The sequence below is a fragment of the Shewanella frigidimarina NCIMB 400 genome (assembly GCF_000014705.1).
In the GTDB taxonomy this organism is placed as follows: Bacteria; Pseudomonadota; Gammaproteobacteria; order Enterobacterales; family Shewanellaceae; genus Shewanella; species Shewanella frigidimarina.
On record NC_008345.1, the window covers coordinates 3,758,724 to 3,772,353 of the forward strand.

A 13,630-nucleotide genomic window follows, 5' to 3' on the forward strand; every position below is an offset into this window, starting at 1 on the left:
TAAAATAAGCAGGCCTTTTTATGTGTCACACTCAGGTAAAATGGTCACAGTGACGATAACGCTAACCCTTATCGCAACAGACTAGCGCTACTCACTAACGAAGCTGGCTAACACAACTGATTCTGCGCTTCCTTTACCGCACCCCATTAAGATACACACTGATACAAACCATTATTCTGCAATGATATTTTTGACTACAGCAACAGCCCATTTCGCTCAATTGCGACGCTTAACGATTGATGAAAATTTCCACTTACAATATTGCCAAACTCGGAGTATATTAATCCAGCAGATTCATGGATTTAGAATTGCGACCGATTGTTTAGGTCACATCACGATCAAGGACGACAATGACAAGCTTCATCTCCAGTTTATTATCAGTAGGCATTCTTCTTTCTAGTATGTTTGTCACCCTTGGGGTGATGTTTGTCTTACTGAAACACCGCGACAGAACAGTTAAATTACCCGTCGATCGCGAACAACTTCAACGAATTCCCGCTTTTGGCTTACAGCAAGAGATACAAGACCTCCAAATCAATTTAATCGCCAGTATGCTAATGGGCGTATTGGTTGTGTGTCTGCCATTTGCCATTAACAGCATTCAAGCACACATTACCGTCGGCAAATTCCCTTGGATGTTTGCCATAACCTCAATGATCGGATTATCTTATTGTGGTTATAAAACGTGGAAAAACTTTTCCAAACTCACCAAATTACGCCTAGGCCACACCGCAGAAATCGCCACTGCCAATGAGCTAATCGGCTTACAAGCTTTGGGCTACCAAGTGTTTCACGACATCCAAGCCGACGGCTTTAACATCAACCATTTAGCCATAGGTAAAAATGGCGTATTCGCCATCGAAACCAAAGGCCGCCACAAGCGCAAACGCGACAGTAAATCGACTAGCGCAACCCAAGGTAAAGAATACCAACTATTTTATAAAGACGGCCGCTTATGCTTCCCATCGTGGACTGAAACCAAGCCAATAGAACAAGCAACCCGACAAGCAACGTGGGTCAGCCAGTGGCTCACCAAAGCTACCGGCCAGCCAGTGTTTTCCAGCCCAGTACTGGTATTCCCCGGCTGGTACGTCACCAGCCAAACTCGACCACCGTTCCCCATTTTAAATCATAAGCAGTTGGTCAAAACCATACCAGCCGTCCGCACTCAAACACTCAGCCAACAACAAGTCGACGCGATCGTCTATCAAGTCGCACAGCGGTGTTTGAGTAAGAGTGAAGTGGGGAAATGATGGAGATCAAAAATTTGACTCTAAATCTATTTATTACATACTTAACAGAAATTTCATACATTAATTCTATTTGAGTTAAGTGACCACCATATTTTCCTAGGAAATAAATTAATTATGGATATTCTAAAAAAAAGAATAACAATACCTACATCGATCATCGTACTTTCAGTTTTTGTTGTTATATCAATATTTCTAATATACTTTTATGCAAATTCTGATATCAATAACAAATGGGCACCGCTTATTGGCGGTGCATTAGTAGCATCAATATCTTCATTGATACACTATTCACTGACAATATTCGACCTTAGGAAAAATGAGAAACTAAATGATAGTGGAGTCATTAAATTTTTAGAAAGCCGAGATGATAGAGATTATTATGGAAAGCTAATAAAAAATACTAAAAACGAGCTAAATTTACTTTTTTATACATCAAAACGATTTTGTGAAGACTTCTGCACCAATGGCGGGAAAGATAACCTACTAATATCAACAATGGAAAATAATCCGAATTTAATAGTCAAACTTTTGATTTTGGATAAATCACACATCAATGGAGGAGATCAACATAACTTTGAAATTGCAGATGTTAAATTAAAAGTTATGCAGGATAAATTTGGAGACAGATTCCAAGTAAAATATTATGACCACATACCTACCCATAATATATTTCTATCTGAAAAAGATGCAATTGTTGGACCTTATTTTTATAATGCCAATGGTAAATTCAGTCACTCAATTCATTTCAGGGCTTCAGCAAAATTCATAAAGGAATATAAGGAGTACTTTGATGCAGAATGGGCTAAATACTAAAGTAAAGATAAAAATCCCATTTAGACTACACTTTAATCTCATAGCAATGCATGAGTGCAATTTTAGAAAGAATGGTGGAGTTGGACTTAGTGTTGATACTGAGTGTCAAGCTGAATTCATACCTAACAATGAGTTAGAAATAGTAATTCATGATTTTTGTAACAAACAGGGTAAAATAGAAAAAATAAAAAATAAACTTTTAGATTTTATGAAAAGCACTCCTAAAATAAAAATATACCCTACAATAAATATTAGCGGAAATATATTTTTCAACTCGGGATTAGGGGCTGGAACGTCTATATTACTGACATGTATAGAAGGAATTCTATTAATAAATAACATTCCATATACTGAAACGGACATACAATCGATTTCAGGTAGAGGGGGCACCTCAGGTGTAGGGATAAACTCTTATTTTAGAGGTGGTTTTATTTTTGATTCTGGTACAGTGAATGATAACAAAAAGCATAAACCCTCGGGCGACAACACTCCTAAATCATTGCCACTCCTCATTAACTCCAATAAATTTCCTAGTTGGAATTTAGGGCTAATTATTCCAAAACTTAATCATAATAATTATGGTAAGTTTGAGGAAAATTTTTTTGATGTTAACTGTCCTATAGCTAAAAATGATGCATATGAAGCATGCTATATTTCTGTATTCGGCATTTTATCAAGCGTTATTTCAGAAAACTACAAGAGCTTTTGTATGAGCATTAATAATACTCAAAATACTAAATGGAAAAAATTAGAAATTGAATTCGCAGGTGAGCCTGTAATTAAACTAATAGAAAACCTAAAAAAATCAGGAGCGGATGCTGTAGGAATGAGTAGTTTAGGACCAGGAGTCTACTTTTTTTCAAAAGAACCTGAATTAGTATTCGACAAAATCAAGAGTCTTGGTGATTATCTCTATATAAATATACACCCATGTAATTCTGGGAGAGAAATATATTGTGTTTGAACTTATATTTTTCACATCTAATCGAGTTAAAACTCAGCATGCAAAATATTTATGCCGAGATTTCAATATAAAAGTAATTAACTTTAGTGAAAAAACAAAAAGAGCTAATTACGATGAACCTAGAATAGATAATCGAGAGCAGTTGCTTAAAATAAGTATTGAAAATGCTATAAAACAAGCTAATCTATCCGGCCTAGGAAAAAACAAACCTTTCATTATTGAAGATACGTCTGTTGATATTCACGCTTTATCTAGAAAATATAAAAAAGAATACCCTGGTGTAGATATTAAATATTGGATGCAACAGATTAAGTTTATAGATCTAGATCTAGAACTTGAACTGCTTGGAAATAACCGTTCTGTAACGATTAGATCAGATTTGGTTTTATACTTCCCCGAACTCTCTGACCTTCCATTATATTTTACAGGCACAACTGATGGAAAAATCACTGCTACTGATAATCAGTTTGACACTAATGTAATTTACCCTTGGTTAGATAATAAAACTTTTAACAGATGGTTTATTCCTAAAAATGAAACAGTAGTAATAAGTAAATTACCTATAGAAAAAGCAGACTTACACGACTTTAGAGGTCTAGCATTTAAGAAGCTTTTAGATTTTTTAGAGTCTAAAAATGTTATTAAAAAAAAGTCGCCTGAGACCCCGTCAATAGATAGCAATGAGTTATTTGATGGTGAATTTCAATGCCATATTATTGTCGGTCTAACCTGTGCGGGAAAGACTACGATAGCTCAGTTTCTAGTAAATGAAAGTAATTATCTTCACATTGAAGCTTCAGATTTTATGCATGAAATTTATAGAGAAAATCATGGTGTCGGTAGTGATGTTCCCATAGGTTTATTTGCAAAAGAACTATTAAAAAAACAACCACAAGCGGTCGCAGAAAGAGTTATTAATTACCTAAGCAAATTTAAACCACAAAACATTGTAATTACAGGGTTTAGACTTGAGGAGGAAGTAGCCTACATTGAGAGTAAACTAAGCTCACTAACATCAAAACATAGGATCGTTGTTAATGCAGAAAGAAAAGAAAGAGAGCGGCGAAAAGCTGATCGAAATAGAGTCGGTGATTCTCATTCAATAGAGTCCCTCTGTAGTGGCATAGTTATTTTGGCCACCTAAATAGAGGTGATATTATTACCTCGTACATGACTTTAGGTGAACACATGAGATCGATAACCAGAAAAACATTTAGTGCTGAATTCAAACTTGAAGCAGCCCAATTAGTCCTCGATAAAAACCATAGCATCATCGAAGCAGCAAAGGCGATGAACGTGGGTAAATCAACCATGGATAAATGGGTGAGACAGTTAAAACTAGAACGCCAGGGTGGCACGCCAAAAGCCTCTCCCATTACCCCTGAACAAATTGAAATCCGTGAACTGAAGAAACAGGTAGCCCGTCTTGAGGAGCATAATCTTATTCTAAAAAAGGCTACCGCTCTCTTGATGTCAGACTCGATGAACAATTTACGCTGATCAGCGCACTCAAGCAGAGCCACTCTATTCTCACAATTTGTAATGCATTCAAAGTGCATCGAAGTAGCTATAAATATTGGCTAAAAAGAAAAGAACATATCGATGCTGACTTTACTATTTTATGCAGTGAAGTGAAGGCCGCGCATCGTATTAGTAATGGCTCTGCCGGTGCTAGAACGATAGCGCAATTAGTGACTAACAAAGGGATTAATCTCAGTCGTTATCGAGCCCGTAATCTAATGAGAAAGCTTGGATTATTAAGCTGTCAGCAGCCTAAGCATTCTTATAGGAAAGCTGCACAAGAGCATGTAGCGATCCCAAACACGCTTAATCGACAGTTTGCAGTAACTCAACCAGATCAAGTGTGGTGTGGCGATGTGACGTATGTTTGGGTCGGTAATCGTTGGGCATATTTAGCCGTTGTTTTAGACTTATTTTCCCGCAAACCTGTTGGGTGGGCTTTGTCATTATCGCCTGACAGCGAGCTGACCTCTAAAGCCTTGAAAATGGCATTTGAGTTAAGGGGGAAACCTGAGAATGTGATATATCACAGCGACCAAGGTTCACATTACACAAGCTTGAAATTCAGACAGTTATTATGGCGTCTTCAGATTGAGCAAAGCATGAGTCGTCGCGGGAATTGTTGGGATAACGCACCAATGGAGCGTTTCTTTAGAAGTTTGAAATCTGAATGGGTACCCGCAAGTGGCTATGGGAATTTTACAGAAGCAGACAAAGCGATCACAAATTACATCACTGGATATTACAGTGAAACTAGACCCCATCAATATAATGGTGGGTTAACTCCAAATGAGTCAGAACGTTTATATTGGAATGACTCTAAAACCGTGGCCAATATTACTTGACCACTACACTCGTTGATAGAGATACGAGAGAGCTTGACATGGGTGTAGCCAAATTGTTGGAGTGTAAGCAAAACATAGTAATTAATAACAACTCGGATTTCGACAGTTTATTTTCAAATTATATCAAGGTCTTAAAAGTAACTGAAATATCCATGATAACAAAAATAAAGAATAAAAATCCTAATATGTTAAGCCTTAGAAAACTAATTGTTCTATCTTTATATGCAGCTAGACATAATGGAGAAAAAAGTAATTTTTATTCAACCACAGATATTTGTAGGATGATTAATACATTTGATTTATCCAAATCTAAATATGTAAACAATGTAGGCAGGTTTTTTAGTAAAAGCGTGGATGCCTTATTTGAAGTGGAACAGTACAAAAGAGGGAAAAAATATCGACTATCAAATACTGGTGCAGGTTACGCCAAATTTTTATTAAGAGATTTTCAGTACTCTGACCGAGAGGAAACCCCAGAATAGCATAAAGAATAAATGGGGCCATAAATGGGGTCAACAATAAATAGGTCTGAATCTGAGGGGGCCCTATGAATTTAATAGGATGCTTGTGGTTCCCTTACTAAATTTTGAAGCATCTTAATTGCTGACATCCAATGCCATTTCAACAGCTTCAAATTCTTATCCTTGTAGGCTCTCAAGCCAATAAATTGGTTTGAGAGCACTATTGAGTTAGCTTGATATTGCCTGTGCTTATCAGTTGCTTTGACAGCCAAACCAAGCAGGTAAAGTATAAATAGTGATAAAAAAGCTATGAATAGAAGTACGCTTAATTTACTTGGCTTGAGCTTAAACTACATTAGATAAAAAAAATCCCCTACGCGGAGGGGATTGATGCCATTAGCCAGTAACAAAACTAAATTTTAGTTATTTAAATGAATTTAAAACTTATCAAAAAATTCCATCAAAATTAAAATAAGCCTTAAAGTTAATATTACATTTGTTAGAAAATTACAATATTTTACACTCTTTAATTTAACCCAAATCTTATGTATAAATACTTTATCTTGGTGCATAAATCCTCCAATTTGCTCGGAGTTATCCAGCTAATGAATTGATTTATTTTTCTTAAATTGATTATTTAAGCACCAAGAGGGGCGGTAAAGATTTAGAATAATTGAAAATCTTATACGTTTATAAAAACACATCCGAATTTTTTATTCAAACACTAATTTGATCATATGCTGAAATAATTGGGGTCAGAGTCTGACGAATCCCCACAAAAGAATGAATAAAAATAATGAGATAGGTTAAAAACTGAGGAACATTCATGGCATTTGGTGATCAAATTTATCGCCAAACAAAAATTACCACGAGTAAATGCCATGAATGCAAAACAAGTTTTATCAAAATGCCTCTCACTTGTCACCCCGTTAATGCACAAAACTCGCCGACAAAGTCTGTTCTCTGCAATTGAAAGCTCAATGAATGGTGGAGCATTATCAATCACAGGGCTTGGCCGTGATATTGAAAGTAAAGCCAAGGAAAAACATAAGATTAAGCGGGTTGATAGGCTTTGTAGTAATCCTTATCTTCATCGTGATATTGAGTTCATTTATACCCGTATGACCTGCTTGCTCGTCGGGAAAATGAAGCAACCCATTATTCATATCGATTGGTCAGATCTTGATGACCGTAAGCAGCATTTTCTCATTCGAGCATCTTTGGCGGCTCAAGGGCGCTCATTGACACTTTATGAAGAAATACATCCGCTAAACAAAAAAGAGAAGCCTAAAACTCATCTATCCTTTTTGACCAAACTTAAGGCGATGCTACCTAATGACTGCAAGCCTATCATCGTGACTGATGCTGGATTTCGAATACCATGGTTTAAACAAATACTGTCACTTGATTGGGATTATGTGGGGCGATTCAGAAACAGAACACATTGTAGAAAAACGATTGTTCATCATTGGTATCCAGTCAAAAGGCTATACATACAAGCAAGTGCAAGAGCTAAGAATCTTGGGGTATATTTTTTAGGTGAGCAGGCGTCTTTCTGTTCACGCTTAGTGATCTTCAAACGTACAGATAAAGGAAGAAAAGATAGAACTGCAACGGGTGATAGAACCAGACGGAGCAAACAATCTCGGTCAAGTGCAGAGCGTGAAAAAGAGCCTTGGTTACTTGCTACATCACTTTGTCATTCAAGTGCTACAGCCAAACGAGTCGTAAAAATTTATGCGACTAGAATGCAGATAGAAGAAAGCTTTAGAGATGTTAAAACGGGTCTAAAAATGAATGATAGTGGCAGTAGAATTAAGGATAAATTAAGCGTTCTACTGCTCATTGCCTGTCTATCTCAATTTATGTTGAACCTGCTAGGTTTGGCAGTTAAAGCAGCGGATAAGCATAGACAATACCAAGCGAATTCAATCAAACATCGTAATGTTTTATCAAGCCAATTTATAGGATTAAGAGCCTACAGAGATAAGTATTTGAGGTTGTTGAAGTCTCACTGGCTAGCAGGAATAAAGACGTTACAAAGTTTAATCAAGGACCCACAAGCATGCTATTAAATTCGTGGGGATCCCTCAGGGTCAGAGTTTGACGAATCCCCACAAAAGAATGAATAAAAATAATGAGATAGGTAAAAAACTGAGGAACATTCATGGCATTTGGTGATCAAATTTATCGCCAAACAAAAATTACCACGAGTCAATGCCATGAATGCGAAGCACGTTTTGTCAAAATGCCTATCGCTTGTCCCCTCCCCTCCGTTAACGCAAAAAGCGCACAAAACACTCCGCTTTAGTTTGTTTGCTGCAATTGAAAGCTCAATGAATGGTGGCTCGCTTTCTATAACAGGACTTGGCCGATGCAGACCACAAACGACGTTAGTGGCCGCAGGTCGTAAATAAGTACACAGCAAAAAGAAAACACCTGGATTCCGGCTCAAAAGCATTACCGGAATGACGTAAATATAAACATAATCGGAATGACGAATATTTACACATGACTGGAATGACGGAAACAAAAAGCGAACCAACCTGTTCGCTTTTTTAATGCTTTAGATATTATATCTGCAGGCTCCATTTTACTTGAGGCCGTTGAAGAAAATAGCGTGAGCCTGACAGGACGTCAGGCTAGCTTTCGCGGTACAGGATGTACCATCGGAAGCGTTAGCATTTTCGAGTAAGGCCGAAGCAGGATTCAAATGTTGGCCAAAGCTGGATCAATCCCCATGGCGACCTTTTCGCTGTTTGAAAATGTTGCGGGGCGGCTGGGAGTTCCAAGAGGGAACAGCCGTTGGTTTCCTCTTGGTCTGGTGTGGGCGACGCGCCACGACGTTAGTGGCCGCAGGCCATAGCTAAGATTAAAACAAAAGAAACAAGCTGGATTCCGGCTCAAAAGCATTACCGGAATGACGTAAAAATGGGAACGACAGGCATAAAAAAGCGACCTTTCAGTCGCTTTCAAATTAAAGTTCCTATTCAGGAACCACTATCAATAATGATTACTCATAATCACTTAAAGGAACACACGAACACATAAGATTTCGATCCCCATATACATCATCAATACGGTTTACCGTTGGCCAAAACTTATTCGCCTTAACCGCAGCCGTTGGGAACACGGCCACTTCACGACTGTACGGACGTGAATCAAATTCTGGGTCCATAATATCCGCTAGGGTGTGAGGTGCGTTATGCAGTGGATTATTGTCCACTGGCCACTCGCCTGCTTCTACCTTGGTAATTTCACCGCGAATAGAAATCATCGCTTCGATGAAACGGTCCAGCTCAACCTTAGACTCAGATTCTGTTGGCTCAATCATCAAGGTTCCCGCTACTGGGAAGCTCATGGTTGGTGAGTGGAAACCATAGTCGTTTAGACGCTTAGCGATATCCATTTCGGTCACGCCTGAGGTTTCTTTTAATGGACGCAAATCGATAATACATTCATGAGCAACACGGTCGTTACGGCCGGTGAACAACACAGGATAATGTGCTGACAGCTTTTTCATGATGTAGTTAGCGTTTAATAGCGCAGTTTGGGTTGATTGCTTAACCCCTTTAGTGCCCAACAACTTAATGTACATCCAGCTGATTGGCAAAATGCTGGCGCTACCATAAGGTGCAGCAGATACCGCGCCGTTATGGTCGCTTTCGCGGCCTGGCTTAATCACTGTGTGGCCTGCTACAAATGGCGCAAGGTGTGATTTAACACCGATTGGGCCCATACCAGGACCACCGCCACCGTGCGGGATAGCAAAGGTTTTGTGTAAGTTAAGGTGCGATACGTCTGCGCCGATAAAGCCTGGTGATGTTAAACCAACCTGTGCGTTCATATTTGCGCCGTCTAGGTACACTTGACCGCCATATTGATGGACGATTTCGCATACTTCGCGGATTGATTCTTCGTAAACACCGTGAGTCGATGGGTACGTGATCATGATGCACGATAGGCTGTCTGCAAGCTCCGCTGCTTTAGTGCGTAAGTCTTCTAAATCAACGTTACCTTGCTTGTCGCAAGCTGTAACCACTACCTTCATACCAGCAAGTTGTGCCGATGCAGGGTTGGTACCGTGAGCTGATTGTGGGATTAAGCAAATGTTACGGTGCGCGTCGCCGCGAGACTCGTGGTATTTCTTAATCGCTAATAAGCCAGCGTACTCGCCTTGCGCACCTGAGTTTGGCTGAATACACACAGAGTCGTAACCGGTGATTTTAACTAAAAACTCAGACAGTTCGTTAATTAACTGGGTGTAACCTTGTGCCTGATCTAGCGGGCAGAATGGGTGCATGTTAGCAAATTCTGGCCAGCTTACTGGTAGCATTTCCACTGCTGCGTTGAGTTTCATGGTGCATGAACCTAACGAGATCATTGAGTGGTTTAAGGCTAAATCTTTGTTTTCGAGACGCTTGATATAACGCATCATCTCGGTTTCGCTTTGGTAGCGATTAAACGTTGGATGAGTTAATACCGCATCTTGACGTACTAGCGCGTCTGGAATTGACTGGCTGCCATTAGCAACGATGTCGGCATCAAACGTGGCAACATCTAAACCGTGGCCTGCGCCTAGGATAACGTCAAATAAGTCTGCGATATCTGTACGGATAGTGGTTTCATCTAAGCTGATACCAAACACGCCGTCTGCATCTATACGTAAGTTAACTTGCGCTGCTATGGCGCGGGCATTAATGGCGGCAACGTCGGCACCTTTAACACTGATGGTGTCGAACCAAGTGGTGTTAGCTAAGGTTAAGCCTTTTGCTGTTAAGCCTGCCGCTAATATGTCGGCTAAACGGTTAATGCGTGATGCTATGGTTTTTAAGCCTTGTGGGCCGTGGAATACCGCATAAAACGACGCCATGTTGGCTAATAAAATTTGCGCGGTACAAATGTTTGAGTTGGCTTTTTCGCGGCGAATATGTTGCTCGCGCGTTTGCATGGCCATACGTAATGCGCTGTTGCCGCGGGTGTCTTTTGACACACCAATAATACGGCCTGGCATTGAACGTTTATGTTCGTCACGGGCAACGAAGAATGCTGCGTGTGGTCCGCCGTATCCCATTGGTACGCCAAAACGTTGCGCGCTACCAAATACTACATCTGCACCCATCGCGCCCGGTGATTTAAGTAACATTAACGACATGATGTCGGCTGCTACTGTAACAATAACTTTGTTGTCACGAAGCGTAGCAAATAGCTCAGTGTAATCGGTAATTTGGCCAATACGGTTGGTGTACTGGAACAAGGCACCAAATAATTCGTAATTTACCGCTTCACTCGCTGGGCCAACGACCACTTCAAAACCAAAACATTCTGCGCGGGTTTTCACTACGTCTAATGTTTGTGGGAATACGTCATCGGCAACAAAGAAGATGTTGGCTTTTTTAGCTTTAGACACGCGCTTGGCAAGGGCCATGGCTTCTGCCGCTGCGGTTGCTTCGTCCAGCAATGAGGCTGACGCAAGGTCAAGGCCGGTTAGGTCCATTGACACTTGTTGGAAGTTTAAGATTGCTTCTAAACGGCCTTGAGCGATTTCTGGCTGATATGGAGTATAAGCAGTGTACCAACCTGGATTTTCGAACACGTTACGCAAAATAACATTTGGCACTTGCACGCCGTAGTAACCCATACCGATATAGCTTTTAAAGACTTTGTTTTTGTCAGCTATGTTGCGGATATAGGCAATACCTTCGGCTTCGCCACACGAGTCACCGATGGTGAGGTCTTGTGGTAAACGAATTTTGCCAGGAACGGTTTGCGCGGTTAAGTCTTCTAACGACTCTGCACCAATGAAGTTGAGCATTTCTTGTTGCTGCTCAGCATTGGGGCCAATGTGGCGGGTTAGAAATAACTCGTGTTGTTCTAGTTGTGTCAGGGTTTGCTTGGTCATGTTAAACCTTGTTCCAAATCGACCAGTTATGGCGGTAGGGCACAGAACTGGATTAGGGTGAAAACGTGTAATACGTGACTAACCCGTAAAGGGTTTATTAATGCAACGCGCTTACGTCGTGAGTGGCTTTATGTGTGCCACTTCCTTTATGAAGCTGAAACGACAATACTGCAGGGCGCAACACTTTTATCGTTAGATAACAAAGAAGCTCCCGAGGGAGCTTCCTGCGTCATTGGCGCTTATTCTTCGTCAATCACTTCTTGGTAACCGTCTGCATCTAATAATGCATCCACTTCTGATTCGTCAGAAGGCATAACACGGAAGAACCAACCGTCACCAAATGCGTCGCTGTTAACAAGCTCTGGCGAATCTTCTAAAGATTCGTTTACGGCAATCACTTCACCAGAAATAGGTGCATAGATGTCTGATGCCGCTTTAACTGATTCAGCTACTGCGCAGTCTTCACCGGCAGTTACTGTGTCGCCAACTTCTGGTAATTCTACAAATACCATGTCGCCTAATAGCTCTTGAGCATGCTCAGTGATACCTACTGTGTAGCTACCGTCTGATTCTTTACGGATCCATTCGTGCGAAGATGCATATTTCAAGTCTGCTGGAATAGTGCTCATTATCGTTGTTCCTTAATCTGATGTTCTAATACTTAACAAATAAATTCTTTTTGGGTAAAGCGCAACTCATTTTATTGAGCTGTTAGAAAGCTTGCTTACCGTTACGTACAAAACTTGGAGCGATGACTTTTACGTTAACACGCTTTTTACGCATTTCAACTTCAGCGATGGCACCAATACCACTAGGCACACGGGCCATGGCAATAGAATAGCCTAATGTTGGCGAAAACGAACCGCTGGTGATCACACCTTGGTGCTCAACACCGTCTGCGTCGGTAAAAAATACTGCCATATCGTGGCGTAAGACGCCCTTTTCTTCCATGACTAAGCCGACTAATTTGTCTGTGCCAGCCGCTTTAATAGCGGTAAGTGCATCACGGCCAATAAAGTCACGCTCGCTTGGCTCCCACGCTACAGTCCAGCCCATGTTAGCGGCTAATGGATTAATTGACTCGTCCATGTCTTGACCGTATAGGTTCATGCCCGCTTCTAAGCGTAATGTGTCACGTGCACCTAAACCACATGGCTTAACGCCTGCATCTAGTAGTGCTTGCCATAAGGCTTCTGCTTCGGTTTCTGGAACAATGATTTCGTAGCCCGCTTCGCCGGTGTAACCGGTTGTGGCAATAAATAAGCTGGCTGATTGCACACCAAAGAATGGCTTCATGCCTTCAACGGCAGCGTTTTGCTCAGCAGAAAATACAGTAGCGGCTTTGGCTTTAGCATTAGGGCCTTGCACGGCAATCATCGCAAGCTCTGGACGTTCAGTCACAACAACATCAAATGCTGCGGCTTGTTTGTTGATCCAGGCGAGGTCTTTGTCGCGAGTAGCGGAGTTAACCACTACGCGGTAATGGGTGTCGGTTAAGTAGTAGGTAATAAGGTCGTCGATGATGCCAGCGTTTTCGTCTAGCATTCCGCCGTAAAGGGCTTTACCAGGTACGGTAAGCTTGGCGACATCGTTAGCAAGTAACTTACGTAAGAAGGCACAAGCATCGCTGCCAGTAACGTCAACTACGGTCATGTGCGACACGTCGAACATGCCTGCGTCTTGACGTACTGCGTGATGTTCTTCGATTTGAGAGCCGTAGTTAATCGGCATTTCCCAACCGTGGAAATCAACCATCTTGGCTTTAGATTCTAAATGCTTGTTAAAAAGTACTGTTTTGCTAGCCATTATTATCCCTTTTTTTGAGGCCTTTCTTATGTAGGTTTTTGATAAAATGCGGCCAAAATTATACT

General features: G+C 40.7%; 10 protein-coding genes and 2 pseudogenes. 8 read left to right on the forward strand and 4 right to left on the reverse strand.

Annotated features, from left to right (window positions below):
- The first annotated feature begins 350 nt into the window (after nucleotides 1–350).
- The 6 genes from SFRI_RS16205 (at nucleotide 351) to SFRI_RS16235 (ending at nucleotide 5,878) form a co-directional block, all read left to right on the forward strand.
- Complete coding sequence (locus tag SFRI_RS16205) at nucleotides 351–1,253, forward strand: nuclease-related domain-containing protein (RefSeq protein WP_011638583.1); 903 nt, start codon at nucleotides 351–353, stop codon at nucleotides 1,251–1,253.
- Between the two features lie 114 nt (nucleotides 1,254–1,367).
- The gene (locus SFRI_RS16210) at nucleotides 1,368–2,066 is read left to right on the forward strand and encodes a hypothetical protein (protein ID WP_011638584.1); all 699 of its coding nucleotides are present in this window, start codon (nucleotides 1,368–1,370) and stop codon (nucleotides 2,064–2,066) included.
- A complete protein-coding gene (locus SFRI_RS16215; protein WP_011638585.1) occupies nucleotides 2,044–3,030 on the forward strand; it encodes a beta-ribofuranosylaminobenzene 5'-phosphate synthase family protein in 987 nt (328 codons plus the stop codon). The genes SFRI_RS16210 and SFRI_RS16215 overlap by 23 nt, the downstream gene beginning before the upstream one ends.
- Nucleotides 3,023–4,174 carry a non-canonical purine NTP pyrophosphatase gene (locus tag SFRI_RS16220; protein ID WP_011638586.1) on the forward strand — a complete coding sequence of 384 codons (1,152 nt, stop codon included), beginning with the start codon at nucleotides 3,023–3,025 and terminating at the stop codon, nucleotides 4,172–4,174. Before SFRI_RS16215 ends, SFRI_RS16220 begins: the two co-directional genes overlap by 8 nt.
- Before the next feature lie 44 nt (nucleotides 4,175–4,218).
- Nucleotides 4,219–5,396, forward strand: a protein-coding gene (locus SFRI_RS16230; RefSeq protein ID WP_086019740.1) for an IS3-like element ISShfr6 family transposase whose coding sequence is annotated in 2 segments (ribosomal slippage) — nucleotides 4,219–4,477 and nucleotides 4,477–5,396 — 1,179 coding nt in all. Because the reading frame shifts where the segments join, the coding sequence is not laid out codon by codon here.
- Nucleotides 5,393–5,878: a hypothetical protein gene (locus SFRI_RS16235; protein WP_167526099.1), complete on the forward strand. Its 486-nt coding sequence runs from the start codon at nucleotides 5,393–5,395 to the stop codon at nucleotides 5,876–5,878. The genes SFRI_RS16230 and SFRI_RS16235 overlap by 4 nt, the downstream gene beginning before the upstream one ends.
- A gap of 71 nt (nucleotides 5,879–5,949) precedes the next feature.
- On the opposite strand, the pseudogene SFRI_RS21575 reads toward SFRI_RS16235, so the two are convergent.
- Nucleotides 5,950–6,189: pseudogene (locus SFRI_RS21575) on the reverse strand (IS4 family transposase); the annotation flags it as partial.
- Between the two features lie 549 nt (nucleotides 6,190–6,738).
- Between SFRI_RS21575 and SFRI_RS16240 the strand changes: the two are divergent.
- Both SFRI_RS16240 and SFRI_RS21580 read left to right on the forward strand, forming a co-directional pair.
- On the forward strand, nucleotides 6,739–7,932 hold the full coding sequence (locus SFRI_RS16240; RefSeq protein ID WP_011637310.1) for an IS4-like element ISShfr1 family transposase: 1,194 nt from the start codon (nucleotides 6,739–6,741) through the stop codon (nucleotides 7,930–7,932).
- Nucleotides 7,933–8,079: 147 nt separating this feature from the next.
- Nucleotides 8,080–8,232: pseudogene (locus tag SFRI_RS21580) on the forward strand (IS4 family transposase); the annotation flags it as partial.
- A 638-nt stretch (nucleotides 8,233–8,870) separates the two neighbouring features.
- On the opposite strand, the gene gcvP reads toward SFRI_RS21580, so the two are convergent.
- The 3 genes from gcvP to gcvT form a co-directional block, all read right to left on the reverse strand.
- Nucleotides 8,871–11,759 (reverse strand): aminomethyl-transferring glycine dehydrogenase, encoded by a 2,889-nt coding sequence (gene gcvP / locus SFRI_RS16245; protein WP_011638588.1) that lies wholly within the window; start codon nucleotides 11,757–11,759, stop codon nucleotides 8,871–8,873.
- Nucleotides 11,760–11,998: 239 nt separating this feature from the next.
- Nucleotides 11,999–12,388 carry a glycine cleavage system protein GcvH gene (gcvH, locus tag SFRI_RS16250; protein ID WP_011638589.1) on the reverse strand — a complete coding sequence of 130 codons (390 nt, stop codon included), beginning with the start codon at nucleotides 12,386–12,388 and terminating at the stop codon, nucleotides 11,999–12,001.
- 82 nt (nucleotides 12,389–12,470) lie between these two features.
- The gene (gene gcvT, locus SFRI_RS16255) at nucleotides 12,471–13,565 is read right to left on the reverse strand and encodes a glycine cleavage system aminomethyltransferase GcvT (RefSeq protein WP_011638590.1); all 1,095 of its coding nucleotides are present in this window, start codon (nucleotides 13,563–13,565) and stop codon (nucleotides 12,471–12,473) included.
- Between the last annotated feature and the right edge of the window lie 65 nt (nucleotides 13,566–13,630).